This window comes from Planktomarina temperata RCA23 (genome assembly GCF_000738435.1).
GTDB lineage: Bacteria > Pseudomonadota > Alphaproteobacteria > Rhodobacterales > Rhodobacteraceae > Planktomarina > Planktomarina temperata.
In genome coordinates this window covers 1967193-1992408 of sequence record NZ_CP003984.1, presented here as the reverse complement: position 1 = coordinate 1992408, position 25216 = coordinate 1967193, and the positions used below count along the sequence as shown (strand labels likewise).

The 25216-nt window shown below is 56.1% G+C and carries 21 protein-coding genes; 15 read left to right on the top strand and 6 right to left on the bottom strand.

What is annotated here, in order from left to right; genetic code table 11:
* Positions 1-24 precede the first annotated feature (24 nt).
* From RCA23_RS09505 to RCA23_RS09490, 4 genes are all read left to right on the top strand, one after another.
* Positions 25-552, top strand: a complete 528-nt coding sequence (locus RCA23_RS09505) for a peroxiredoxin (protein WP_044050116.1) — start codon at positions 25-27, stop codon at positions 550-552.
* Positions 553-755: 203 nt separating this feature from the next.
* The gene (dusA, locus tag RCA23_RS09500) at positions 756-1781 is read left to right on the top strand and encodes a tRNA dihydrouridine(20/20a) synthase DusA (RefSeq protein ID WP_044050115.1); all 1026 of its coding nucleotides are present in this window, start codon (positions 756-758) and stop codon (positions 1779-1781) included.
* Positions 1778-2599 (top strand): sulfite exporter TauE/SafE family protein, encoded by an 822-nt coding sequence (locus RCA23_RS09495; protein ID WP_430902675.1) that lies wholly within the window; start codon positions 1778-1780, stop codon positions 2597-2599. Before dusA ends, RCA23_RS09495 begins: the two co-directional genes overlap by 4 nt.
* Positions 2590-3396 carry a hypothetical protein gene (locus tag RCA23_RS09490; RefSeq protein ID WP_236631339.1) on the top strand — a complete coding sequence of 269 codons (807 nt, stop codon included), beginning with the start codon at positions 2590-2592 and terminating at the stop codon, positions 3394-3396. The genes RCA23_RS09495 and RCA23_RS09490 overlap by 10 nt, the downstream gene beginning before the upstream one ends.
* 67 nt (positions 3397-3463) lie before the next feature.
* On the opposite strand, the gene RCA23_RS09485 is transcribed toward RCA23_RS09490, so the two are convergent.
* From RCA23_RS09485 to ccmI, 3 genes are read right to left on the bottom strand one after another with little or no spacing between them, the layout of a single operon-like run.
* The gene (locus RCA23_RS09485; RefSeq protein WP_044050113.1) at positions 3464-3712 is read right to left on the bottom strand and encodes a DUF1289 domain-containing protein; all 249 of its coding nucleotides are present in this window, start codon (positions 3710-3712) and stop codon (positions 3464-3466) included.
* On the bottom strand, positions 3709-4185 hold the full coding sequence (gene ruvX, locus RCA23_RS09480; RefSeq protein WP_052377116.1) for a Holliday junction resolvase RuvX: 477 nt from the start codon (positions 4183-4185) through the stop codon (positions 3709-3711). The genes RCA23_RS09485 and ruvX overlap by 4 nt, the downstream gene beginning before the upstream one ends.
* Positions 4182-5378, bottom strand: a complete 1197-nt coding sequence (gene ccmI, locus RCA23_RS09475; RefSeq protein ID WP_044050112.1) for a c-type cytochrome biogenesis protein CcmI — start codon at positions 5376-5378, stop codon at positions 4182-4184. Before ccmI ends, ruvX begins: the two co-directional genes overlap by 4 nt.
* 168 nt (positions 5379-5546) lie before the next feature.
* Between ccmI and RCA23_RS09470 the strand changes: the two genes are divergently transcribed.
* The 6 genes from RCA23_RS09470 (at position 5547) to rarD (ending at position 12488) form a co-directional block, all read left to right on the top strand.
* Positions 5547-6791, top strand: a complete 1245-nt coding sequence (locus RCA23_RS09470) for a sarcosine oxidase subunit beta family protein (RefSeq protein ID WP_044050111.1) — start codon at positions 5547-5549, stop codon at positions 6789-6791.
* 64 nt (positions 6792-6855) lie between these two features.
* Complete coding sequence (locus tag RCA23_RS09465) at positions 6856-7185, top strand: sarcosine oxidase subunit delta (protein ID WP_044050110.1); 330 nt, start codon at positions 6856-6858, stop codon at positions 7183-7185.
* A gap of 67 nt (positions 7186-7252) precedes the next feature.
* The gene (locus RCA23_RS09460; protein ID WP_044050109.1) at positions 7253-10264 is read left to right on the top strand and encodes a sarcosine oxidase subunit alpha family protein; all 3012 of its coding nucleotides are present in this window, start codon (positions 7253-7255) and stop codon (positions 10262-10264) included.
* A complete protein-coding gene (locus RCA23_RS09455; protein ID WP_044050108.1) occupies positions 10257-10805 on the top strand; it encodes a sarcosine oxidase subunit gamma in 549 nt (182 codons plus the stop codon). Before RCA23_RS09460 ends, RCA23_RS09455 begins: the two co-directional genes overlap by 8 nt.
* Before the next feature lie 103 nt (positions 10806-10908).
* Complete coding sequence (locus RCA23_RS09450; protein WP_044050107.1) at positions 10909-11508, top strand: superoxide dismutase; 600 nt, start codon at positions 10909-10911, stop codon at positions 11506-11508.
* Between the two features lie 101 nt (positions 11509-11609).
* Positions 11610-12488: an EamA family transporter RarD gene (gene rarD / locus RCA23_RS09445; RefSeq protein WP_044050106.1), complete on the top strand. Its 879-nt coding sequence runs from the start codon at positions 11610-11612 to the stop codon at positions 12486-12488.
* Here the strand turns inward: rarD and RCA23_RS09440 are convergent.
* The gene (locus RCA23_RS09440; protein ID WP_236631338.1) at positions 12428-12952 is read right to left on the bottom strand and encodes an LOG family protein; all 525 of its coding nucleotides are present in this window, start codon (positions 12950-12952) and stop codon (positions 12428-12430) included. The two genes, rarD and RCA23_RS09440, sit on opposite strands and share 61 nt — an antisense overlap.
* A 116-nt stretch (positions 12953-13068) precedes the next feature.
* Between RCA23_RS09440 and RCA23_RS16780 the strand changes: the two genes are divergently transcribed.
* Both RCA23_RS16780 and RCA23_RS09430 read left to right on the top strand, forming a co-directional pair.
* Positions 13069-14667, top strand: coding sequence for a LysM peptidoglycan-binding domain-containing protein (locus RCA23_RS16780; RefSeq protein ID WP_052377115.1), 1599 nt, complete (start codon positions 13069-13071; stop codon positions 14665-14667).
* Between the two features lie 45 nt (positions 14668-14712).
* On the top strand, positions 14713-16524 hold the full coding sequence (locus RCA23_RS09430) for an ABCB family ABC transporter ATP-binding protein/permease (protein WP_044050104.1): 1812 nt from the start codon (positions 14713-14715) through the stop codon (positions 16522-16524).
* Positions 16525-16541: 17 nt separating this feature from the next.
* On the opposite strand, the gene RCA23_RS09425 is transcribed toward RCA23_RS09430, so the two are convergent.
* Both RCA23_RS09425 and RCA23_RS09420 read right to left on the bottom strand, forming a co-directional pair.
* Entirely contained in the window at positions 16542-20141 is a 3600-nt protein-coding gene (locus RCA23_RS09425; protein WP_044050103.1) for an efflux RND transporter permease subunit, read from the bottom strand.
* A complete protein-coding gene (locus tag RCA23_RS09420) occupies positions 20138-21373 on the bottom strand; it encodes an efflux RND transporter periplasmic adaptor subunit (protein ID WP_044050102.1) in 1236 nt (411 codons plus the stop codon). The genes RCA23_RS09425 and RCA23_RS09420 overlap by 4 nt, the downstream gene beginning before the upstream one ends.
* A 228-nt stretch (positions 21374-21601) precedes the next feature.
* Between RCA23_RS09420 and RCA23_RS09415 the strand changes: the two genes are divergently transcribed.
* The 3 genes from RCA23_RS09415 to der all read left to right on the top strand — a co-directional run bounded on the left by RCA23_RS09415 (position 21602) and on the right by der (position 25126).
* A complete protein-coding gene (locus RCA23_RS09415) occupies positions 21602-22240 on the top strand; it encodes a hypothetical protein (RefSeq protein WP_044050101.1) in 639 nt (212 codons plus the stop codon).
* Positions 22241-22305: 65 nt separating this feature from the next.
* Entirely contained in the window at positions 22306-23619 is a 1314-nt protein-coding gene (locus tag RCA23_RS09410; RefSeq protein WP_044050100.1) for a PQQ-like beta-propeller repeat protein, read from the top strand.
* 49 nt (positions 23620-23668) lie between these two features.
* Positions 23669-25126: a ribosome biogenesis GTPase Der gene (gene der, locus RCA23_RS09405; protein WP_044050099.1), complete on the top strand. Its 1458-nt coding sequence runs from the start codon at positions 23669-23671 to the stop codon at positions 25124-25126.
* Positions 25127-25216: the final 90 nt, after the last annotated feature.

The window sequence follows — 25216 nt, the reverse complement described above, 5'->3', positions numbered from 1 at the left end:
AAAGCCAGAAAAGAGAAGCCGCCGATGACGCCGCAACATGTTCCGGACGCAGTGTTTCACACTCGTGTTCGCAATGACGCCCTTGGCGGAGACAACCCCTATGAGTGGAAGCGGTTGACGACCGCCGATGTCTTTGCGGGCAAACGGGTGGTCCTGTTTGGGCTGCCTGGTGCGTTCACGCCGGCCTGTTCGGACAGCCACCTGCCGGGATATGAGCGTCTGCATGCGGATTTCGTGAAAGAAGGCATCGACAAGGTGGTGTGTCTTTCGGTCAACGACGCCTTTGTCATGTTCCAATGGGCCAAATCGCGAGACATCCAGAATGTTTTTATGCTTCCCGATGGCAACGCGGATTTCACCCGAAAGATGGGCATGCTCGTTGATCGGAGTGATCACGGCATGGGGCTGCGAAGCTGGCGGTATTCGATGCTGGTCGAGGACGAGAGCATCGCCCAGGTCTTCGCCGAGCCTGGTTTGAGGGACAATCCTGATGGGGTGCCCCTCGATGTCGCAAGCGCGGAAACCATGCTGGATCACCTTCGGCACGGGTAGCGGATTGAGAGCCAAGTTTATCAAGGATCTGGAACTCAAACGTGACTATTCCAAATTTGCCGAAACCCCGTCTGATTGTAATCCACCCAAACACCGCCGTTTGCTTGTCTTCGCCCTAAGGGGGCTAGACTCCCCAGATTGCTGTGCAGTAAGTGTGCACCATGGTCCCGAAAACCGGATCGCGGACCATAGGAGAGTTGAGAATGCCCAACAACGCAGCCACCGCGGCAGCGCGCCTATCTGTCGCTCCCATGATGGCTTGGACTGATCGTCATTGTCGCGTGTTTCATCGGATGATCTCGCGGGAGGTTTTGCTCTATACAGAGATGGTGACGGCCCCGGCTTTGGTTCTGGGCGGGGCGCTTAGGCTGTTGGATTTCAGCCCCGAAGAGCAACCGGTGGCTTTGCAGCTTGGGGGTTCGGACCCCGAGCATTTGGCAAAGGCAACGGCTCTCGGGGCGGCCCATGGTTACGGGGAGATCAACCTCAATCTCGGATGCCCTTCGGATCGCGTGCAATCGGGGCGCTTTGGCGCTGTGCTGATGACGGAGCCGGACGTTGTGCGCGCCTGCCTTGAGCGGATGCAGGAGGCCAGCGCAGCCGAGGTGACAGTGAAATGTCGCATCGGCGTGGATGACCAGGTTGTTGAAGACAGCCTGCCGGCATTTTTATCCATGATTGAGCGCACCGGCGTGACGCGGGTGATCATCCATGCGCGTAAGGCCTGGCTGCAGGGGCTCAGTCCGAAAGAAAACCGTGACATCCCGCCGCTGGACTATGATCTGGTTCTTCGGATGAAACAGATGTTCCCCGGCTTGCACCTTACCTTGAATGGCGGGGTGGCGCATCTGCCGGATGCCTGCGCCCATCTTGAGGCCGGGCTTGATGGGGTGATGATCGGTCGAGCGGCCTATCATACGCCCTATGAGATTTTATCACGCGCCGATTGCGACATCTTTCGTAGCAGCAAGACCCCGGCGCCTGAGGCACAACGTATTGCAGAACAGATGATCCCCTATATGGAAGCCCATTTGCAGCAAGGTGGGCGGCTGCATCAGATCACGCGCCATATGTTTGGCCTGTTTTCAGGACAGCCCGGCGCGCGGCATTGGCGACGACGCCTGTCAGAGCTGGGTGCGCAACACAATGCGCAGATCGCCGATTATCGGCTATTACTAGAGGAACGCGCCGCGCTGTCGCAGCGTCAAGAAGAATTGGATCTCAATTGATGGATATACCCACCCTATTGCCTGTGCTTGCGAGTTTGATCGTGATCGGCGGGTTTGCAGGATTTTTGGCCGGTTTGCTGGGCGTAGGCGGCGGTATTGTCGTGGTGCCGGCATTTTTCTATGCCTTTCAATCTTTAGGATATGACGGCCCCCAGCTCATGCAGGTCTGTTTGGCGACCTCTCTGGCCACCATCATCGTGACTTCCATCCGCTCAACGCAAAGTCACCATAAGAAAGGCGCAGTGGATTGGCAGATCTTGCGCCAATGGGCGCCCGGTATCGCCGTTGGCGCCATATTGGGCGTGGCTTTGGCTGCCAATTTGCAATCGCAAATGTTGCAACTGATCTTTGGGGGTTTGGGCGCGACTATTGGGATGTATTTGGCTTTTGGCCGGCAATCTTGGAGCATTGGCGAGGCCCTGCCGACCGGCCTTTGGCGCATCGTGATTGCGCCGCTTTTGGGCGGGCTTTCGGTATTGCTTGGTATCGGGGGCGGCTCGCTCGGCGTGCCGTTCATGACCTTGCACCGTGTCCCTATTCACAGGGCGGTCGCAACGGCGGCGGGCTTTGGGCTGGCCATTGCTGTGCCCTCGGCACTGGCCTGGCTCTTTGTTTCGGTTGATGCGCCGCGCCTGCCTTGGACGTTGGGGGCGGTGAACCTTCCGGCCTTCTTCGTGATCATTCCGATGACTTTCATTTTTGCGCCTATCGGCGCCAATGTGGCGCACCGTATGGATGCGCGGCCACTCAAGCGCTTGTTTGGAGCGTTTTTGTTGCTGGTTGCGGCCAATATGGTGCGCAGTGCTCTGTGGGGGTAGCGGCCCAGATAGAGGCACTCGGGACGGCGGGCTGGGCCAAGTTTTCCGCCGATGCTCATCTTGAGGCCTGGGCGGCGCATGTGGCACCCATTGCCGCAGCGCTCTCGCAAAATCCAGAGCATAGGGCCGATTGGCTCCGACATGGGGGCACTTGGTTTGCAGGGGTTAATATTTTGGCCAATGATGCGCAGGGCCGTGTAGAGCAGGGGCCTGCGCTTGGCGGGGCGGTTGTGGACTGTCTGACTGCGTTGCATGGGCCAATGTCCCTCGACCGCGGTCAAATTTCGGTCACCTATCCGGGCTATCCGGCTTTCGATGGGCAAGAAAGCGCCGCGGCACATCGCTACCGCGTCAATCGCGCAGCCGCTCATGTGGATGGTCTTTTGGCCATCGGGCCAGAGCGCCGCCGTTTTGTGCATGAGCCGCATCAATATGTGCTGGGAATTCCCTTGGGCAAAAGCAACGCGGAGGCCAGCCCTCTGGTGATTTGGGAAGGCAGTCACAGCCTCATCCGCGCGGCTTTTAAATCCGTATTGGACAGTCTGCCGGTGGCGCAATGGGGTTCAGTCGATCTGACAGAGGTCTATCACAAAGCCCGCAAAGACTGTTTTGACCGCTGCCGCCGAAAGAGCATTCTTGCCCAGCCGGGGGAGTGCTATGTGCTACACCGTTTGGCTTTGCATGGGATTGCGCCCTGGGGGACGGGGGCACAGGCACCACCAGAGGGGCGCATCGTGGCGTATTTTCGGCCTCAAACACAGGGCAATCTGAATGATTGGCTCAATGGTGAGTATTAGCGTGCCTTGCATAGGCGAAGGTCGCTTTTAAATCTCTGTTGGATTAAATCCGGTTCTTTGGAAGAATTCACCCAAGATTGGGCAGGCGGCTGGCGCGTCCGCCGCGGCGTTTTTGTACGCGGGGTGCACGTTGGGGCAGCTCAGCCATGATCTCGCGCCGTTGCTCGGGGCTCAATTGCGACCAGCTGCCAATCTCCTCAATCGAGCGGTAACAGCCGATGCAGATCCGCTCGACCGGGTGAATGGAGCACAGCTTGATGCAGGGGCTGTCAATCTCATCTCTTTTCCAAAGATCGTCGATATTTTGCGCTTTCATGTCACCGTCCGAATATGTCGCGCACGATCTAGAGCGCCTTGTAAGATATAACCTGCCGCGACGTGATCTATGACTTCGGCGCGACGTTTGCGAGACGTATCCGCCTCCAGCAAGGCCCGCTCGGCGGCCACAGTGGATAGGCGTTCATCCCAATAGCCAATCGGCAGATCGGTCAAGCGCGCGAGATTGCGGACAAAGGCCCGGGTGGATTGGCAGCGCGGGCCTTCTGATCCGTCCATATTGCGCGGCAGGCCCAAGATGATCGCACCGATTTCTCGGTCCGAAATAATCTGCAGCAAAGCTTCGGCATCCTTGGAAAACTTTACCCGCCGTATCGTGTGCAAAGGGGTTGCAGAGCTCAGGAGACGATCAGAGACCGCCACGCCAATCGTTTTTGTGCCAAGATCCAGACCCATCCAAGAGCTGCCAGCGCGCGCCTGGGTCATAAGATCGCCGATGTCCTCACAGATCATGGCCAGATGCCAGCCGATTGCGCTGCGCCTTGCAGGATTTCGAGATCACCGGGGCGGGATGCAAAGACTTGCACGGCCTCGTCAAAGATCTCGCGCGCGCTCGTCGTCTCGCCCAAGACCCCATAGGCGACGATAAGTTGCGCCCAATCGGGGGCGGGTCCACCCTCAGTGGCGAGGCGATCAGCGAGGCCTGTCACCATGGAGGCAATCATCGCGCTGCGGTCTTCTGCACTCATTTCAGCGGCAGATTGCATATCTTCCGCGCTTGGGCCTTTGACGGCCGGCGGGTCATAATTAACCCCAGCGATTTGTGCCAAATCTGTGATGGTGCGCCGGATCAGCGGGATGTAGGGGGCAGTTTCTGGTCCGGCCTCCAGCAATTTGCGCCAAATGCCAAAGGTGCGATCGGGCCGGCCAATAGCGTCGAAATACATGCCCATGCGAAACAGCGCCAGCTTGTGGTTGGGATCACGCCGCAGGGCCTCGCGCAGGGCAGTTTCGGCCTCACGAGAGATATAGGTATCAGCCGCCATGATCAGCAATTCCGCGTAGGCATACCATTCATCTGCGGTGGCCTCAGCGCCCTTGAGCTCCAAAACCCGCGCTTGCGCTTGATGCGCACTGGTAAAATTGCCCAATCGCGATTCGGCTTTTGCCAAGAGTTCATGGCCCTGGATATCCCCTGGCCGCGCCTCCAAAGCCGCGCGCAGTTCAGTGACCAATTGCACATAGTCCGGGTCCGTGGCGGTGTCATTGGCAGGCGTGCGCGCCTCCGCTGTCTCTTGAGCTAATCTATTTGCTTTTAGGGTCTCAGACTGCGCATAGCGTTCCGCGATAGGGCTATCGGGCACAGAGGGCGCGCCGATTTGGCTATAAAGGCCCGCGCCCAACAGACAGGCCAGAATACTGCCGCCCGCAAAAGCCCATAACCCACGGTCTTGTGCGCTCGGATTGGGCTGATGGCCCGATGCGCGGGCCGCTGAAATCATGCGGCGGCCAATTTCCGCGCGCATGGCCGCAAATTCCTCATCGCGCAACACGCCTTTGGCCAAGTCGCGCTCCAATCCGCGCAATTGTTCGGCATAGACATCGACATCGCGCATAACAGGCACGGCTGCGCGCTGGGCCTGCAACAGCATCACCCCGCCGATCAATAGAACCGCCAAAACAAATAGTGCAGCAGAAAAGATCATAAATCACTCCAATAAGTATCGATCGCCTTCCGCCCGATGACAGCGGTTGCTATCGCTCTATATTGGATCGATCAATGTCGCAATAATTTCACACAAGGACGCAGGTGAGGTGCTGTGTCGCGGCATTTTAAGAGATAAGACGCGCAAGCACCCAAGGGGGATTCTAATATGAAGCGAAATTCAGTCTTTGCTGTCGCGCGTGAGGCGATGCGTCAACACAGCGGTTGGGGCCGCACCTGGGGCAATCCCGAGGCCAAAAAGGCCTATGACGTGGTCATTATTGGCGCGGGGGGCCATGGTCTCGCCACGGCTTATTATCTGGGCAAGAATTTCGGCATCACCAATGTGGCTGTGATCGAAAAAGGCTGGCTGGGCGGTGGCAACACAGGGCGCAACACGACTATTATTCGCTCAAACTACCTGCAAGACCCTTCGGCGGCGATCTATGAAAAGGCGCGCTCTTTGTATGAAACGATGAGCCAAGATCTCAACTATAATGTGATGTTCAGCCCCCGCGGCGTGATGATGCTGGCGCAAACACATCATGAGGTGCGCGGATATCAACGCACAGCCCATGCCAATTCGCTGCAAGGTGTGAAGACGGAATTCATCTCACCTGCTCGGGTCAAAGAGCTTTGTCCGATCATGAATATCGACGGGCCGCGTTATCCGGTTTTAGGGGCGTTATGGCAAGCGCGCGGCGGCTCGGCGCGCCATGACGCGGTCGCCTGGGGTTATGCGCGCGCTTGTACCGATATGGGCATGCATATTTTGCAAAAAACCGAAGTGACCGGCATCACCCAATCTGGCGGTAATGTGACCGGTGTTGACACCAGCCGTGGTCATATCGCCTGTAAAAAGCTCGGCATGGTTGTGGCGGGACACGCCTCTGTGGTGGCCAATATGGCCGGCTTTCAATTGCCTATTGAATCTGTTCCGCTGCAGGCTTTGGTCAGCGAGCCGATCAAACCCTGCATGGATGTGGTTGTCATGGCCAATACGGTTCATGGCTATATGAGCCAATCGGACAAGGGCGAGATGGTGATTGGCGGTGGCACAGATGCTTATAATGCCTATACACAACGCGGCTCATTTCATCATCTAGAAGAGACTGTCCGGGCGTTGATTGAAACCTTCCCCATGGTGTCGCGCTTGAAGATGCTGCGGCATTGGGGCGGTATTGTCGATGTTACAGGGGACCGCTCACCCATTTTGAGCAAAACCCCGTTGGGCAACACCTTTATCAACTGCGGTTGGGGCACAGGCGGGTTCAAAGCTATTCCGGGATCTGGCTGGGGCTTTGCGGAGCTTATGGCCAAGGGGGAAAGCCCGCTTACGGAACAATTTGGTCTCGATCGCTTTCGCGCTGGGCGGTTTATTGATGAAAGCGTTGCGGCAGGGGTGGCGCACTGATGGCCTGTCACACAGATATCCTCCCCCGCGCTATCGTTCTTAACTCGACAAAGGGAGCCTTGCCATGCTCATCCTAAATTGCCCCTATTGCGGCTGCGACAAAGATGAAACGGAACTGTCTGCTGGCGGCGAGGCGCATTTGAAGCGCTTTGGACCTGGCGCCTCTGACGCAGAGTTTGAGGGCTATTTATTTGGCCGGGTAAACCCCAAAGGGGTGCATTTCGAGCGCTGGCGCTGTGCCTCTGGCTGCGGAAAATGGTTTCACGCCGCCCGCTGCACGGCAACGCTAGAGGTTTTTGGCACCTATAAGGCCCAGACCCTTGAGCCGCCTCAAGCCATTAAAGATGCGATCAGTGCCAAACGGCCCGGTTGGACTTGGAGGGATTTCTCATGATGGGTGTCTCTTCACTCTATACGCCTGCGAGAAGCCGGCATAATTTCCGCAAAAATGGAGCTGCCCAATGAGCACCCGTCTTGCCAGCCATGGCCGGTTAATCAACCGCGCCAAAGCGCTTTCCTTCACCTTCAATGGCAAGGTTATGTCCGGCTTTGAGGGCGATACTTTGGCGGCCTCTCTTTTGGCCAATGATCAAATGCTGATGGGCCGATCGTTCAAATATCACCGTCCGCGCGGCGTTTTGGCGTCAGGTGGCGAAGAGCCCAATGCCTTGATCAACCTGGGCGTTGAAAGCGGATTTGAACCCAATGCGCGCGCCACAACCACTGAGACATTTTCAGGTTTGACAGCCGCGTCACAAAATCATTTTCCCTCGTTGGAATTTGACGTGGGTGCAATCAATTCGAAGCTGTCGCGTTTCCTGCCGGCTGGCTTTTATTACAAGATGTTCATTCACCCGCGCTCCTTTTGGAAACATATTTATGAGCCGATCATTCGTCATTCCGCAGGTCTGGGCAAAGCGCCTAAAGCGCGTGATCAGGACAGCTATGAGCATTACTATCATCATTGCGAGGTGATGGTGGTGGGCGGCGGAATTGCCGGGCTGCAAGCGGCGCGTTCGGCGGCTGCAACCGGTGTTCGGGTTTTGCTGGTCGAGCAAACCGCGCATTGGGGCGGACGCGCGCCGGTGGATGGGGTGACCATTGATGGTCTGGCGGCGGAAGATTGGGTGGCGCAAACTTTGGCAGAGCTGGCCGCTTGCGACAATGTTGTGATCCGCAATCGCACCCAAGGCTCTGGGGTTTATGACCACGGATATGCTTTGGCCTATGAGCGCATCGCCGATCACACACCCGGGGACGGGCGGCCGCGCCACCGGTTGTGGCGGGTGCGCTGCAAACAGATTGTCACCGCCACAGGCGCTATCGAACGGCCGCTCTCTTTTGCGGGCAATGATATTCCCGGCGTCATGCTGGCCTCTGCTGTGCGCGACTATGTTGTAAATTTCGCGGTGTCGCCGGGAGATCGCACGGTGATTGTCACCAACAATGATGACGCTTATCGAACTGCGCTTTGCCTGTTAGAGGCAGGCCTTGAGGTGCCGCTGATCGTCGATGCACGGCCCGAAGGGGGCGGGGCCTTGATGGAGGCTGTGCAGGCTGCTGGCATTCGCGTGGCCCTCGGCCGTGGCATTGCGAAAGTTAAAGGCGGCAAGCGGGTCACCGGGGTGCAGATTTGCGCGCAAGCCGGTGAAGGCTCCGTGCTCGAAGAGGTCGCTTGTGATGTGGTGGCCATGTCTGGTGGCTGGTCGCCCGTGGTGCATCTGTGGTCCCATTGCGGTGGCAAGCTGATTTGGGACGCCGATCAAGCCATGTTCCGCCCCGATCCTGATCAACCGCCCTTGGGGGCAGATGGGGCCGGTTTTGTCAAAGTGGCAGGTCTGGCCAATGGGCATTTGCGCAGCGCGCCGGTGCTTGAGGATGCCGCCGAACAGGGCCGGGCGGCCGGGCGCGCCGCTGCTGGCAAGGCCCAAAAAGCGGCTGTGCCTGCGGCTGAGGATGCTGAAGAGGTGGCGCTTTCGCCGGTCTGGCTGATGCCGCAAGGAGCCAGCTATGCACTCCGCTCGAAGGCTTGGCTTGATTTCCAAAACGATGTGAAGGTCAGCGATGTGCAATTGGCCGCCCAAGAAGGGTTTGAAAGCGTTGAACATGCCAAACGATACACCACGCTTGGCATGGCGACAGATCAGGGAAAATTAAGCAATATTAATGGCCTTGCGATCCTGTCTAGATCGCTCAACGCGCCAATTCCAGATGTGGGTACCACCACCTTTCGCCCCCCTTACACGCCAATTTCTATGGCCTCGCTTGCGGGCGAAGCGCGGGGTGAGTTGTTTCAGCCGGTGCGCAAAACGCCGATGCATGCTTGGCATGACAGCCATGGGGCGGATTGGGAACCTGTGGGCGGCTGGCGCCGGCCCTATGCCTATCTGCGGGGCTCTGAAACTGTCGCACAGGCGGTTCAGCGAGAAGTGATCAATACCCGTGAGAAACTGGGACTTTTGGATGCCTCTACCCTTGGCAAAATCATTGTCAAAGGCCCGGATGCGGGAAAATTCCTCGACATGATGTATACAAATATGATGTCGAACCTAAAGCCGGGGCGCTGCCGCTATGGGCTCATGTGTTCGGAAAACGGCTTTTTGTCCGATGATGGTGTGGTGGCACGGATTGATGAGCAAACCTGGCTGTGCCACACCACCTCGGGCGGCGCAGATCGCATTCACGCCCATATGGAAGAATGGCTGCAAACCGAATGGTGGGACTGGAAGGTTTGGGTCGTCAATGTGACCGAGCAATTGGCTCAGGTTGCAGTTGTCGGCCCCAATGCTCGGAAACTTTTGGAAAAACTGGGCGGCATGGATGTTTCGGCGGAGCGCTTGCCCTTTATGGCCTGGGCCGACGGCACGATTGGCGGGATCGACTGCCGCGCTTATCGCATCTCTTTCTCGGGCGAGCTGTCCTATGAAATTGCGGTGCCGGCCAATCAAGGCATGGCGTTCTGGGAAATGCTCATGGAGGCGGGTGCCGAGTTTGGCGCAATGCCCTATGGCACGGAATGTTTGCACATCATGCGGGCTGAGAAGGGCTTTATCATGATTGGCGATGAAACCGACGGCACTGTGATCCCACAAGACTTGGGGCTGAGCTGGGCGATTTCCAAGAAGAAAGATGATTTCCTCGGCAAACGCGCGCAACAGCGCAGTTTCATGGACAATCCAGATCGTTGGCAATTGGTCGGTTTGGAGACTTTGGACGGCTCGGTGCTCGAAGATGGCGCCTACGCAATTGCACAGGGCAGCAATGCGAATGGGCAAGGCAATACCCAAGGCCGTGTCACCTCAACCTATTATTCCCCAACCCTCGGCAAGGGCATTGCCATGGGGCTGGTTCACAAAGGGCCGGAGCGGATGGGAGAGGTGATTTCCTTTACAAAAATTGGCGCCAGCCCCGTGCAGGCAAAAATAGTAAGCCCAGTGTTTTATGACCCAGAAGGGGAGAAAGCCAATGTCTGAGCGTGAATTTCAAGGCTATGTCACCATTCGCCAGCAGAGCGATCACAGCATGTTCACCCTGCGGGCCAGTCTGGCCTCTAGCAAGGTGAAGGCAGTATTGAAAACCTGCCTGAATGTTGCGGTCCCAAAACGCGGAACCTATGCACAGACCGGTGAGACGCTTCTGGCCTGGATGTCGCCCGATGAGCTGCTGATCATGGTGCCAAAAGATGCGGGCGGCGCGGCGTTTGCCGCTTTGGAGCAGGCTTTGGACGGGCTGCATTATCTGCTCGCGGATGTCTCCGATGCCCGGTCGCGCTTCACCATCGAAGGCGGTTCGGCCCGCGAAGTGGTGGCCAAATTGGCGCCCATGGATGTCTCAGCGGCGCAGTTTGGCGTGGGCAGTTTTGCCCGCACCCGCTTTGCCCAAGTCACTGGTGCGATTTTCGTGGAGCAAGAGGACCGTTTGAGCCTAATTTGTTTCCGATCTGTGCAAGATTATGTGTTCGCGCTTTTGTGCGGCGCTGCCAAGCCAGGGTCGGAAGTGAGCGCACAGAGCTAAGCCTATTTTTGCCAATCTGGCTCAAATAGCATTTTGTTCTGCACAAATTGCTTATATAGCCTGTGGCAGCACAGACCAATTCATCATTGAAAGGATCGCTGATATGGCTTTCACACTACCTGATCTTCCCTATGCACACGACGCTTTGGCTTCTAAAGGCATGTCCGCTGAGACATTGGAATTCCACCATGACCTGCACCACAACGCCTATGTCACGAATGGCAACGCCGCCATCGCTGGCACTGAGTGGGAGGGCAAGTCGCTCGAAGAGATCATCGTCGGCACATATGATGCCTCCTCTGTGGCTCAAAACGGCATTTTCAACAACATCAGCCAATTGTGGAATCACAACCAGTTTTGGGAAATGATGGGCCCGGGCGAAAGCAAAATGCCCGGCGAATTGGAGTCTGCGTTGGTCGAAAACTTCGGCTCTGTGGCAGATTTCAAATCCGCCTTCTCAGCGGCTGGTGCCGGTCAATTCGGCTCAGGCTGGTGCTGGCTCGTGAAAAACGCCGATGGGTCTTTGGCGGTAACGAAGACGGAAAACGGCGTGAACCCATTGTGCTTTGGTCAAACTGCGCTGCTCGGATGTGATGTGTGGGAGCATTCCTATTACATTGATTTCCGCAACAAACGCCCAGGTTATCTGTCAAACTTCCTCGACAATTTGGTCAACTGGGAAAATGTCGCAGGCCGTATGTAAGACCCCGGCGACAGTATGAATGAGAATGGCCTGCTGAAGTTTCTAAAGCAGGCCATTTTTTTTGCGAGGCGGATGACATCCGCACATAGGGGTAGGGCGGCATGACACAATTCGCAAAAGGCACGCTTGCGATGGTTGTGGCCTGTCTCGCCTGGGGCCTGTCACCGCTATATTACGCGCTGTTCCAAGCCATCGATCCTGCGGAGATCTTGGCCCATCGCACGCTGTGGTCGGTTGTGACCTTTGTCACATTGCTTGTTCTGTCGGGACGAACCAGGCAGGCTTTGCATGTTGTCAGGCAGCCCAGAACCATGGGCCTTATTCTCTTGGCCGGCGTGATGATTGCCATCAATTGGTATGTGTTCATCTTTTCTGTCAGCGTGGGGCGGGTCACGGAATCTTCTTTGGGCTATTACATCTTTCCGCTCGTCATGGTCTTGTTGGGATTTGTGGCCTTTCGTGAAACCCTATCGGCGTTGCAATGGGTCGCGATTGCTTTGGCCTGCGTGGCTGTGCTGGTTTTGACCATTGGCCTGGGTGCGGCGCCCTGGTTGGCTTTGATGATCTCTTTTAGCTTCGGAATTTATGGCCTGCTCAAACGGATCATTAAAGTGGATTCGGTGGTCTCGGTCACGCTCGAGGTGGTGTTATTGCTGCCGTTTTCTTTGGGGTATTTGTATTGGTTTTCTGATCTTCCAGACCCGAAAACGCTTTTCGCGCTCATGTTTTCGGGGCTGATTACCGCCGGACCTCTTGTGCTCATGACCTATGCAACGCAGCGGGTTCCGATGGCGACTGTCGGATTGGTGCAATATCTCAATCCGATCTTGCAATACTTCTGCGCGATTGTGATTTTGGGTGAGCTGATCACGGGCTGGCATGTCATTGCCATTGCCCTGATCTGGATAGCTTTGGTCTTTTATTGGCTGGCTGTGTTTAGGGCCGAGCGCAAAACGGCCTCGATCTCATCCACGGTTTGAGTCACACAAAATAAGCTCCGCAAACTGGCATCGGCGAAGCCCGAGGCAATCACGTGATCCACCATATCAAGCATGGGTTGCCAATAGCCCTCGATATTGGCAACGATGATCGGCCTGCTGTGCAAGCCCAATTGCGCCCAGGTCAGGACTTCAAAAAATTCATCCAATGAGCCCGCCCCACCCGGTAGCAGCACCACTGCATCGCTGTTGATGAACATCAATTTTTTGCGGCTGTGCATATCGTCCGTGATAATGAAACGATCCACATCGCGCTTGCCAATTTCCGTTTGCATCAGGTGCTCTGGCATTACGCCAAAAGTGGCAGCGCCAGCGGCCTGCGCGCCATTGGCCACTGCACCCATTAAGCCGATATCGCCTGCACCATAGACGAGGCGCCAGGTATTTTTTGCCAAGACGTTACCTAAATCTCTTGCCGCCTGCTCAAAAGCAGGATTATTTCCCATGCGCGCACCACAAAAAACACAAATTGATTTCGACATATTAAGGAATTCCTTAGTTCTTGCTGGACAGGTTAGTTGTGACTGATAGCATAGGATAGTGACTGGGGGAATGCAGGTAAATGAGTTCGATCGATAAGAAAAACGTGACCGCAAAATCGCGCAATACTGCGGCACTTGTGGCTGGGGTGATAGGTCTGATTTGTCTGTGGTGGTTTTATCCACAAATTCGCGCCGCTCTGGATCCTGTGCGCGAGGTTCCTTCCGCCCAAGACCCAGCGGCGCCCGCGCCCGCGCAGAGCGATGCTGAGCCAGAGGCCGCGGCCGATGGAGAGACAGATACTGCAAAACCGCCCGCGCAGGACACGGCCGCCGCGCCGGACGCTGCCACCGCTGAGGCCGCGCCCGAAGAGACGGCAAGTGAAAGTTCAAGCGCGGAGGCCGCCACTGATACGCCCGCTGAACCGTTGAGCAGTCAGCTGTCGGCTCCAAGGTTTGACGTTGTACGCATTGAGGATGACGGCTCCGCGCTCATTGCGGGCCAAGCAGACGGTCGCGGTCATGTGATTTTAAGCGTGGATGGGGTTGAACAGGCTGAGGCGCGCGCAGATTTGAGCGGCACCGGGCAATTTGTCATTTTCGCCTTTCTCCCGTCTACAGGTGATCAGCAGAGCCTGAAGCTACATCTTTATGCGGAGGATGGATCCGGTCCCGTTGTCTCCGCTCAAACCGTTTTCGTCGCCCCTGCGACAGCTGCCGCCGCTGCTACAGACAGCACTGCTGCGCTTGTCCAGGAGGAGGTCACTGTCTCGGAGAGCCCTGAAACCGCGGCTGAAACTGACACGGAAACTGAAACTGATACGGAAACTGAAACTGGAACTGAAACCGCTTCCACGGATGTGGCAACACCAGAGGCTAAAGCGGATAAAGCTCCAGCAACGGTCATTCTCGCTGATGAAGATGGCGTACGGGTGTTGCAAGATGGCGCGCCCAGTGCGGCCAAACCTGCGGTCACAATCGACACAATTTCCTATAGCTCAAACGGGGACGTGATATTAGGCGGGCGTGGTCAAGCCGGCAATTTCGTTCGAATTTATCTGGACAATCAATTTCTTGCCACAAGTAAAATTGCCGCCGATGGCTATTGGGCTTTGGAGCTTAGCGATATTGAACCTGGTATTTACACGCTTCGGGTTGATGAGTTGAACGCAGCTGGCGATGTGGTGTCGCGCGCTGAAACGCCGTTCAAACGTGAGGCTGCTGAAGAATTGGCCGAGTTGATGGCGGCGGGCACCGAGACCGAGGAACCGAGCGCCGAGGGGCCGTCAGAGAGTGCAGCCGAAACCCAAGTGGTGGATGCGGAGGCGCTGGCCTCTGTGGAGCCCGAAGCTGCCGATGACCCGCAACCCGAAGAGGTTGTGACACAAGAAGAGGTTAATGTTCAGGCTGAAGTGGCTGAGCTGAATCCACAGGGTGAGCAAAGCTCAGATGGGGGAAGTCTGGCGGTCGAGGGACAGCCTGCCGATACCGCATCAGTCTTGCGCACACCATCCAAGAAATTCCGGGTGCGAACCGTGCAACCAGGATCCACGCTCTGGGCCATTGCCAAAGAAAGCTACGGTGCAGGTATTGAGTATTTCAAGGTCTTTGAGGCCAATAAAGAACGTATCCGTGACCCGGATTTGATTTATCCCGGCCAGGTGTTCGAAATTCCAGACTAAGAGCAATCGAAGCGCTGAAATTCAAGAGTAAGGAATTGTAATCTTGTGAAAAGTCTTGGCACCTCAGAGGAAGCCCAGGGGCGCCGGGTAGAGATTGGCGTTGTGAGGCGGGTGCTGCCCTATCTTTGGCCGAAAGGGCAGGCATGGGTTAAATGGCGCGTTGTGATCGCTGTGGCCAGTTTGATCCTGGCCAAGCTTGTGGCTGTGGCCACGCCTATGATTCTGGGAGCTGCGGTCGATCGCTTGTCGGGGGAGGATGCCGGACAGTCTTTGTTTGTGCTCGGCGCCGGCGGCCTGACCATCGCTTACGGGCTGTCACGTGTCCTGGACAGCGGCTTTCAACAGCTACGGGATGTGGTCTTCGCCAAAGTGGGGCAGCGCGCTTTGCGGCGCGTCGGGCTTGAGACCTTTCAGCATATTCACAATATGTCTCTGCGCTATCACCTCAGTCGTAAAACGGGGGGGCTGAGCCGGGTGATGGAGCGCGGGGTCAAAGGCGTTGCGTTTTTGCTGCGTTTTTTATTGTTTTCGATTGGTCCCTTGGTCTTGCAATTGGTGCTGATTTCCGGCGCCTTGGCCGCTTTTTTCGATCTGCGTTATTTGATTGTGATTGCTGTGGCGATTGTCACCTATGTGTGGTTCACGGCCGTTGTCACCGAATGGCGGGTCAAAATTCGCAAACAGATGAATGATCAAGACAATGACGCCAATCAAAAGGCGATTGATTCTCTTCTGAATTTCGAGACAGTGAAATATTTCGGCGCAGAATCCCGAGAGGCGGCGCGTTACGATGCTGCGATGCAGGGCTATGAAACAGCGGCGTTGAAGACCTCCTATTCGCTTGGGGTGATCAACATCGGGCAAGCTCTGATCATCAACACCGCCATGGTGATCGTTATGCTGATGTCTGTGCAAGGGGTTGCGGCGGGCACGATCAGTGTTGGCGGCTTTGTCGCGGTGAATGCCTATATCATGCAGGTGATGATGCCGCTGAATTTCTTGGGGTTTGTTTACCGGGAAATTCGACAAGCGCTGGTGGATATGTCAGAAATGTTCGGCCTGTTGGAGCAACCGCCCGAGGTGCAAGACAAGCCAGAAGCCCCGCCTTTGCGTGTGGATGGCGGACGGATTGAGTTTCGTGATGTGCATTTCTCCTATGATCCTGAACGGGCCATTCTCAAGGGCGTCGACCTTACCGTGGAGCCGGGGCAAACGCTGGCCATTGTGGGGCCATCGGGTTCGGGAAAATCTACCATTGGCCGCTTGCTATTCCGCTTTTATGACGCCAGCTTTGGCGCGGTTTTGATCGACGGGCAAGATATCCGGGATGTGACCCAAGGCAGCCTTCACAAGGCCATTGGTGTTGTTCCGCAGGACACGGTCTTGTTTAACGATACCATCTATTACAACATCGCATATGGCCGCGATGAGGCGACGCGCGCTCAGATTGAGCAGGCCGCAAAAGCGGCGCAAATTCATGACTTCGTGCAAAGCCTGCCCAAAGGTTACGACACGACGGTCGGCGAACGGGGGCTCAAGCTCTCTGGTGGTGAAAAGCAACGGGTGGGCATTGCCCGCAGCCTGTTGAAAAATCCGCCTATTTTGCTTTTGGATGAGGCGACGTCAGCGCTGGACACGCAGACCGAGCATGAAATCCAGGAAAGTTTGATCCAAATGGGGCAGGGGCGGACGGTGATGATCATCGCTCATCGCCTGTCCACCGTCGTCCATGCCGATTGCATCGTCGTGCTCGAGCAGGGGCAAATCGTGGAATCAGGCAACCATGAGGCGCTGTTGGCGCAAGAGGGGCGCTATGCCCATCTGTGGCACCTGCAGCTGTCAGAGGAGGGGGCGTGAGTCCCAATGGCGGTCTACTACGGCGCGCTGCTGTCGGTCAGATCGGCATCTTCCCAAGCAATTTCGCGCCCGCGAAGTTTTCTGGCTGAGCGGTTCAATCGGAAATCCTCCCGAATGCGCCGTCCCTCGGCCGTCCATCCGCCTGCCCGGAGCGCCATCGCCGCCCCATAAGCCCCCGAGACCATCCAGATCCGCAGCGCCAGCATTGCCGGGGTGAAGACCAAGGTCAGCAAGGTCGCAATCCCTAGCCCAAAGACAACAGCTGTGGCCAGTTGTTTCCACCACAGAGCCGTGGGCGCATCGATGGTATAACCGCCGCCGATGAAATCGAGGCTGAGGCCAAACATCATAGGCGTGAGGCCAGCCATCGTGGTGATGGTGGTCAGCAAAACCGGACGAATACGCGCCTCTGCCGTGCGTGTGATCGCCTCCAGTCGCGGCATATAGGCGCTATATTCTTGATAGGTATCAATCAAGACAATGTTGTTGTTCACCACAATCCCCGCCAAAGCGACAATACCGGTACCGGTCATGATGATTGAGAAGGCTTGATCCATGACAAGCATTCCGATCAGCACCCCCGTGGTAGATAAGACCACCGCCAGCAAAACCAGGACCGAGTTATAGATGGAATTAAATTGTGCCAGCAGGATGATAAACATCAGCCCCAAAGCGCCCAAAAAGGCATTTTTCAGAAAGGCACCACTTTCGGCCTCATCTTCCTGATCACCGGTCCATTCCCATTCTATACCAGCCGGCAACGGCGCGCTGTCGAGCCACGCGGTAATCTCTTCGATCCGTTCTGCTGGGGTCATTTTGACCTCGCGGGTCGCGCCGTCCTCATTTGTCACCGTCTTCATAGCATCGCTGCGCACACCGGCCTTCACATCGAAATAGCGCTGTTGATCCACGCGGGTGATTTGCCCCAATTTGGCAACAGGTTTGCGGGAAATAAAGTTGGACAGCGGGATTAACCCATTGGGTGTCCGGACTTTCAGCGTATCAAGTGTGGACAGAACTCGGTCAACTTCGGGCAAACGCACGCGGATGTCGATTTCTTCATCGGAGCTCTCAACCCGCATTGTGTCGAGCAAAATGCCGCGCGTGACCAATTGCACCATGGCGCCGACCGTCGCCACATCGGCACCATAGCGTCCGGCCTCCTGCACATCTACGTCAATTTGCCAGTCGATGCCCGGCAGGGGCAGGGTGTCTTCGACGGCAATCAATCCCTCTGTTTGCTCAAATTTTTTCCGCGCCAGGGCTGTGGCCTGTAAAAGCGTGTCCCAATCATCACCCTTTAGGCGTAGATGCACGGGTTTGGCCGATGCGGGACCCATGGCGAGGTTGATGATCTGACTGCGCACGCCGGCTATGCCATTGAGTTGCTCTTGCAAATTGTTCAGTACCAAATTTCCACCATATCCTTCCTCCATCTCGGAGGAGGTCCAGGGGATGAAACCGAAAATCCTGCTGTTTATTTGCTTTGAGGGGCGATCTTCCCAGGGGATCAATTCGATCTGCGCTTGCCCGATGGTGTCCAGCGGTGCACCCGCCCCGCCCGTATTTGCGTTCAGCCCGCCTTCACCGGCAAAGGCGAAAGTGCTTTGCACGCCGGGCGTGTTGATGATGATGGCTTCCGCCTGTTTCAGCAGAGCATCTTTTTCCTGCACCGATAGATTGCCGCGCGCCTGAATGTAAACAATGGCTTGCTCCGGCTCTGTGGCGACAAAAAACTCGACGCCTTTGTTATTTTCACCAAAATATTGGAAAGTTGTGATGACAAAGAAAACGACTGCAACCAAAGAGACGACGGGCATGACCGGATTGCCGGTGATGAATTTGATGAAGTAGCCAAAGGCTGTGCGCTGATGCCCGCCTTTAATCCGTGCTTGGTTTTTTCGAAATTCAACAGCGCCCATGATGATAGAAGCCACAACGGCTCCAACTAAAAACAATAGGATACCCAGTGCTGTCCCGCCAATACCTTCTGGCGCTTGCCCGCCAAAGAGGTAGCCCGGGTTGAGCAGCTGCATCGCGCCGACAAACAACCCATAGAGGGCGATGGGCACCATAACCGCCCGAACCACAAGGGGCAGGCGGCGCAGAGTGTTAGAGGCCGCGCCGAATTTCTGGCTCAAGGCGCCTGAGACGCCGCCCAAAACTGGCAGGTAAATCAGAGCGACTACCAGCGAGGCAGACAGTACGAAGATCAATGTGACGGGCAGCATGCCCATAAACTGCCCTGGCACGCCCGGCCAAAAGAGCATGGGCAGGAAGGCGCAGAGGGTTGTGGCCGTGGAGGAGACAATGGGCCAGAACATGCGTTTGGCCGCATCGCCATAGGCTTGCATCGGCCCTGCGCCCTCAGAAATGCGCTTATCTGCATATTCCACCACCACAATGGCCCCATCGACCAACATGCCAACGGCCAAAATTAGCCCAAACATGACGATGTTTGAAATCGAAATGCCCATGACTGCGAGAAACGCAAAGCAGAGCAAAAATGATGTGGGAATGGCAAACCCGACCAAAAAGGCAGGGCGCGATCCCAGCGCCGCCAGAACCACAATCATCACCAAAGCGATGGCGGTGAGGACTGAGCCTTCCAACTGTTTGACCATACTGTCCACATTTCGCGATTGATCGTTGGAGGTGTTTACTTCAATGGCATTTTGCAGCTCAACGGGCCAAAGTGCGGTTTGTTTTGCCACTTCCTCGCGCACCAAATTGGTCGTGTCGATCAAGTTGAACCCTTTGCGTTTAACAACCTGAATGGCGACGGTGGTTTCACCATTAAAGCGGGCCGTACCGGTGCGATCTGCGAAGGTCAGGCGAATATCGGCGATATCGCCGAGGGTCACAACCCGGTCGCCATTGGTTTTGACCGGCAGATTGAAAACGTCGACAGGCGCATTAAAGGAGGAGGGGATCTTGACCGAAAAGTTGGAATTTTCCGTGTCAACAGAGCCCGCTGGGATCAGTTGGTTGTTGTTGACCACGACACCGATCAACTCGCCGGCCGTCACATTATAAGATTCCAGCTTCAACGGATCGATGAGCACTTCCAACATCTCTTCGCGGTGCCCGGTCAATCCGGCGCTCAAAACCGGTTCGAGACCTTCAATCCGATCCTGAAGATCCTGCGCAACCTTCAATAGCGTGCGCTCTGGCACGGACCCAGACAGGGAAATGATGATGATCGGAAATTCAGAGAAGTTGAACTCGCTGATCGAATACGTGTCGCCGCCCTTGGGAAATTTTGTTTGCGCATTGCCCATGCGATCGCGTACATCGGCAATGATTTTGGTCTTATCCCAACCAAATTCAAACTCTAAAACCACATTGGCATAGCCATCCACGGCTGTTGCGGTCAGCTTTTTGAGCCCGTCCAAATCCGACAGTTCCGTTTCCATTGGCTTGATGAGAAGCTTTTCACTGTCTTCAGCTGAAATACCTTGGAATGGCATGGAAATGATAATGGCCGGGATTTCAATATCCGGCTCGCCCTCTTTGGGTAGAACCGCATAGGCAAATGTACCCACGGCCAAAGACAGTATAATAAAGGCCAAAACCATTCGAGCTCGGGCTAAGGCCCAATCGACCAAACCGGTCATTGTGCCGCCTCCGTATAGGTCGGATTGACGATCACCCCATCTGTCACAAATTCTTGCCCGACAACAATCACATCTGCCTCCCGCGGCAGTCCGGCCACCCAAACCCCTTTTACCGTGTCGCGGATCAAGGTTACCGGGACGAAGCGCACGGTATTCTCAGCGCCCAATACCCGCAGTCCCAAAGTGCCACTGTCATTTAGGGTCAACGCGGATCCCGGCAAAAGATGCGCAAGTGTGCCTTGGGCGGAAATTGTGATATCAGCCGTTTGCCCGGCGCTGATGCTTAGGTCTTCATTGGGGACGGTGACTTCGATTTGGAAGGTGCGGGTGACCTTATCGGCGGAGCGTGAAATGAAGCTCACCTCGCCAAGAATTCGGCGACCATCCACCAATCGCGCCTCGGCAGCGGCGCCGAATTTGACATGCTGCACCGCCATCTCCGGCACGAATCCCACAAGCTTAATGGGATCCAATTGCAAAACGGTGGCGCAAAGACCGCCAGGCTGCAAAAGACTACCCAATTCGGCGGTGTCGGTTTCTAAGATGCCATCGAAAGATGCATGTATGATCAGCCGGGAAATCTCTTTTTCGGCCAAAGCGACCGCTGCTTCGGCCGATTGAATGCCGGCAAGCGTCGACTGCAAGCCTGATTGCGCGGCAGCGACGCCGGCGCGGGCGGTTTGCGTGGCCGCTGTGGTGCTCGCCACGCGGGCCTCAGAGGCAAAGCCATCCCGCGACAGCTTCTCTGCTGCGCGATCATTGATCAATGCCTCGTCCAAACGGGCTTTTGCCTCGATCACACGCGCCTCTGCTTCGGGCACGCGCGCGCGCGATTCGGCCAAGCGCGCTTCGGCTTCTGCCAAAGACATGCCGCGGGTTCCGGGGTCAATTTCACACATAGGTTGATCGGCCCGCACGGTGGCCCCCTTGCGCAGAGGTTGAGAAATCACGCGGCCATTGGTTTCCGCCCGCAAATCAACTTGACGCGTCGCGCGCGTTTCTCCGCGCACGGTGACAGCGCTGTCCACATTCTGCGCTGTCGAAGGAAGGACCGCGACAGAAACCATGGGCGCGCTGTTTTGATCAGGTGCCGCCGCGGGCGCAGGTTGGGCGGCCATTTGGGGCATCTCGCTTTCATCTGTGCCAAAGCTCAACAGAACATCTCTTTGAAAAACGAACAAATAGATGACAGCGGCTACCAGAATGGCTGTCAAAATTGGAAAAATGCGCATAGGTGCCTCTCATGCCGGAAATCCAAAAGTGGATCCATTCAACGCGGATATCTATTCCTATTTTACTGAGGCACAAGGGAGCCGGCGTGAAATATACGGCGAAAATCAGCGAAATGGCGGGCATATAGTTGAATTTTTCTCATGTTTAACATTTCTTAGCCTTCAAAAGGCTTGTGGGATATGAATGATTTTGCCTATACACCTTGAGAAATATATAGAGGCTGGCAGATGTCCGATACCGACAGTTTTATTGATGAAGTCACAGAGGAAGTGCGCCGGGATCGCCTGTTCGGCTATTTTCGTCGCTACGGCTGGATTCCCGCGGTCATTATTTTCGCCCTTGTTGGCGGCACGGCCTATAATGAGTGGTCCAAAGCGCAGGTGGCGCAAGTGGCACAGGCGCGCGGCGATGCCTTGCTGGACGCTTTGGAGCTTGAAGATGAGGCCGAGCAAGCGGCCGCTTTGAGCGCAATTGCCCGGGAAGACGAGGATGCGCTTGTGGCCAAATTGCTGGCGGCTGGCGTTGAGGCGGATCAGGCGGCCGATCTTCTTAGATCTGTTGCCGCTGATGACACCCAGCCCAAGTATATCCGTGATCTCGCGCGGTTGAAAATGGCCAGCACGGCTGGTGTACTCACGTTAGATGAGGCCGCCGCAATCCTCGCGGAGCTGTCGGAGCCCGGTGGGGTTTATCGCAATGTGGCGACCGAACTTTTGGTGGCGATGCATCTGCAACGCGGAGAGACACAGGCCGCGCTTGAGCTTTTGCAGGCCCATATTAAAGACGCTGAAGCCAGCTCGGAGCAAATTCAGCGGATGGGAGAATTAATCGTGGCATTAGGGGCGAGTCCGGAGTTGGCAAATTAAACTTATTCTGTTAATTTAAAATAATTAAAAAGCAGAATTAGGCAAATACAGAGCAGGAGGCACGCATGGGACTAAAAGCGGTGCTCTATATCGGACTTTTGGGTTTGGGCGTAGGGTGTTCCAATAGCGATCCGCGTTTGCAAGGGGAGCGTGAATTGCTTGATGGCACGGTTTTTGTGGAAACCGACGCGCGCTTTTTGGCGGAAGATTTGCCCGATCTGCGATTGCCGAGCCCACAGCCTGTGCCGGCTTGGACCCATCAAGGCGGCAACGCCCAGCACATCGCCGCACATGCAGAGCTTCCCTCAGAGTTGACATTGAGCTGGTCGCGCCGGATTGGTGCGGGAGACGGCAAAAGACATCAAATTTCCGCCGCGCCCGTCGCGCAGGGCGGTCAAGTTTACACACTTGACAGCCAATCTATGGTCACAGCGATTGATGAGACCGGCACTATTTTGTGGCAGAGCGAACTTGGAAAATTATCTGATGCCTTAAAAGATGCCTCCGGTGGCGGGCTGGCCGTAGGCGGCACGCAGCTGTTTGTGACCACAGGCTTTGGGACGGTTGTGGCTTTAGACACCGCCTCCGGTGCTGAGCTTTGGACGCAGGATCTGGCAAGCTATGGCGGCGCCTCTCCGACGGTCTATGATGATTTACTTTATATAGCGGCCCGCGATGGCGCGGCCTGGGCCATTGACACCTCCAATGGTCGAATAAAATGGCAAGTCGCCGGTCCCACGGTTGCGGCCAGTCACACCGGCGGGCCTGGACCAGCCGTGTCTGACAAATATGCGGTTTTTCCCTTCGGCACGGGCGATGTATTGGCCTCCTTCCGAAAGGGCGGTTTGCGGTCCTGGAGCTCGGGTCTTTCGGGCGCGCGCTTGGGCCTGGCCTCAACTCAGGTGCGCGATCTGACAGGACAGCCGGTCATTGAGGGTTCATCTGTCTATCTGGCCAGTTCCGCGGGCCGTATGGCGGCGGTCGATTTGAACACTGGCATGCGGATTTGGACGGCCAAGCAGGGGAGCCAAGGGCATATCCTCGTTGCTGGCGGCGCTGTTTTTGCGGTTAGCGATGCCGGCAATTTGATCCGCCTGTCCAAAGATGATGGTGCGTTGATCTGGTCGACACCCTTGCCAAAGTTCACGAAGAAGAGCGTTAAATCTCGTGCGAAAATCCATGCTCATTACGGCCCAATCTTGGCCGGGGGGCGGTTGATCTTAGCATCATCTGATGGGCTGATCCGGCAGTTCAACCCGGCAGATGGCACGTTAATCACGACTGTTGACTTGCCGAGCGGTGCGGCCAGTGCTCCAATTGTGGTGAATGGCACGCTCTACGTTTTGAGCACCAAAGGTGATCTACTGGCTTTCCGTTAAGCAAAACTTGGTGTAACGGTCGCCTCTAATCAACCGAAAGTGGGCCCCTATGTCCTTTACTCTGGCTATTGTTGGCCGTCCAAATGTTGGAAAATCCACGCTGTTCAACCGCTTGGTGGGGCGAAAGCTCGCTTTGGTGGATGATCAGCCAGGGGTGACTCGCGATCTGCGCGAAGGCGAAGCGCGTTTGGGGCATTTGAAATTCACTGTAATTGATACAGCCGGATTGGAAGAGGCCACAGATGAAAGCCTGCAAGGGCGCATGCGCCGTTTGACAGAGCGGGCAGTTGGCATGGCCGATGCGTGCTTGTTTATGATTGATGCCCGCGCCGGTGTCACGGCCACCGATGAGGTATTTGCCGATATTCTGCGCAAGAAAAATGCGCATGTCTTTCTCGCGGCCAATAAGGGCGAGGGACGCGCGGCAGATGGCGGGGTTATCGAGGCCTATTCTTTGGGACTGGGCGAGCCTTTACGCTTGTCGGCAGAGCATGGCGAAGGCATGGGTGAGCTGGCGATGATGCTGGCCCCGCTGATTGATGCGGCCGAGGAGAAGGCCAAGGAAGAGGCTCCAGAGGTTGATATTGACCTGCCTGAGGGCGATGAGCAGGAGGCCTACCGCCTGCCCACCGTGCAAAAACCGTTGCAAGTCGCGGTCATTGGTCGGCCGAATGCCGGAAAATCCACTCTGATTAATAAGATATTAGGCGAAGATCGCCTGCTGACCGGACCTGAGGCGGGGATCACACGGGATGCGATTTCCTTGACTTTGGATTGGGGCGGCGTGCCGACGCGGATTTTTGACACCGCCGGAATGCGCAAAAAAGCCAAGGTGCAGGCCAAATTAGAGAAATTATCGGTCAGTGACGGGCTGCGCGCGGTGAAATTTGCCGAGGTTGTGGTGGTTTTGCTCGATGCGGATATTCCTTTTGAGCAGCAAGATCTTCGGATTTCGGATCTGGCCGAACGCGAGGGGCGTGCGGTGGTTTTGGCTGTCAACAAATGGGATCTTGAACCTGAAAAACAGGCCAAACTTCGGACATTGCGCGAATCTTTTGAGCGGCTTTTGCCGCAATTGCGGGGCGCGCCTTTGGTGACGGTCTCTGCTAAGACTGGCAAAGGGCTTGACCGGCTACAACAGGCGGTGATACGGGCTCATGAGGTGTGGAACCGCCGTATTCCCACAAGCCATCTCAACCGCTGGTTGGCCGGTATGGTTGAGGCGCATCCCCCCCCCGCACCTGGCGGGCGGCGGATCAAGCTGCGGTATATGACCCAAGCAAAGACCCGGCCACCGGGCTTTGTGGTGATGTGTTCTTATCCCGATAAAATCGCAGAAAGCTATTCGCGCTATCTCGTGAACGGGCTGCGTGAAGATTTCGACATGCCGGGCACGCCAATCCGGTTGTGGATGCGCGGGCAGGGGGATCAGAACCCCTATAAGAACAAAAAGAAATCCACCCCATCGCGCCTGCGAAAGCATTTGGACAAAAAGCCCTATAAGTAGAGCTTTTTGCCAGATCTTACCGGATCGACCGATATTTATAAGCGTGCTGCCTATTATTTAGAAGCATCAAGAACGAATTCGCGAATTCTT

Bases quoted from the DNA above. Each gene is read 5' to 3' on its own strand.
- RCA23_RS09505 (WP_044050116.1), top strand. From the start codon at position 25: ATGACGCCGCAACATGTTCCGGACGCAGTGTTTCACACTCGTGTTCGC.
- dusA (WP_044050115.1), top strand. From the start codon at position 756: ATGCCCAACAACGCAGCCACCGCGGCAGCGCGCCTATCTGTCGCTCCC.
- RCA23_RS09485 (WP_044050113.1), bottom strand. From the start codon at position 3,712: ATGAAAGCGCAAAATATCGACGATCTTTGGAAAAGAGATGAGATTGAC.
- ruvX (WP_052377116.1), bottom strand. From the start codon at position 4,185: ATGATCTGTGAGGACATCGGCGATCTTATGACCCAGGCGCGCGCTGGC.
- ccmI (WP_044050112.1), bottom strand. From the start codon at position 5,378: ATGATCTTTTCTGCTGCACTATTTGTTTTGGCGGTTCTATTGATCGGC.
- RCA23_RS09470 (WP_044050111.1), top strand. From the start codon at position 5,547: ATGAAGCGAAATTCAGTCTTTGCTGTCGCGCGTGAGGCGATGCGTCAA.
- RCA23_RS09465 (WP_044050110.1), top strand. From the start codon at position 6,856: ATGCTCATCCTAAATTGCCCCTATTGCGGCTGCGACAAAGATGAAACG.
- RCA23_RS09460 (WP_044050109.1), top strand. From the start codon at position 7,253: ATGAGCACCCGTCTTGCCAGCCATGGCCGGTTAATCAACCGCGCCAAA.
- RCA23_RS09455 (WP_044050108.1), top strand. From the start codon at position 10,257: ATGTCTGAGCGTGAATTTCAAGGCTATGTCACCATTCGCCAGCAGAGC.
- RCA23_RS09450 (WP_044050107.1), top strand. From the start codon at position 10,909: ATGGCTTTCACACTACCTGATCTTCCCTATGCACACGACGCTTTGGCT.
- rarD (WP_044050106.1), top strand. From the start codon at position 11,610: ATGACACAATTCGCAAAAGGCACGCTTGCGATGGTTGTGGCCTGTCTC.
- RCA23_RS09440 (WP_236631338.1), bottom strand. From the start codon at position 12,952: ATGGGAAATAATCCTGCTTTTGAGCAGGCGGCAAGAGATTTAGGTAAC.
- RCA23_RS16780 (WP_052377115.1), top strand. From the start codon at position 13,069: ATGAGTTCGATCGATAAGAAAAACGTGACCGCAAAATCGCGCAATACT.
- RCA23_RS09425 (WP_044050103.1), bottom strand. From the start codon at position 20,141: ATGACCGGTTTGGTCGATTGGGCCTTAGCCCGAGCTCGAATGGTTTTG.
- RCA23_RS09420 (WP_044050102.1), bottom strand. From the start codon at position 21,373: ATGCGCATTTTTCCAATTTTGACAGCCATTCTGGTAGCCGCTGTCATC.
- RCA23_RS09415 (WP_044050101.1), top strand. From the start codon at position 21,602: ATGTCCGATACCGACAGTTTTATTGATGAAGTCACAGAGGAAGTGCGC.
- RCA23_RS09410 (WP_044050100.1), top strand. From the start codon at position 22,306: ATGGGACTAAAAGCGGTGCTCTATATCGGACTTTTGGGTTTGGGCGTA.
- der (WP_044050099.1), top strand. From the start codon at position 23,669: ATGTCCTTTACTCTGGCTATTGTTGGCCGTCCAAATGTTGGAAAATCC.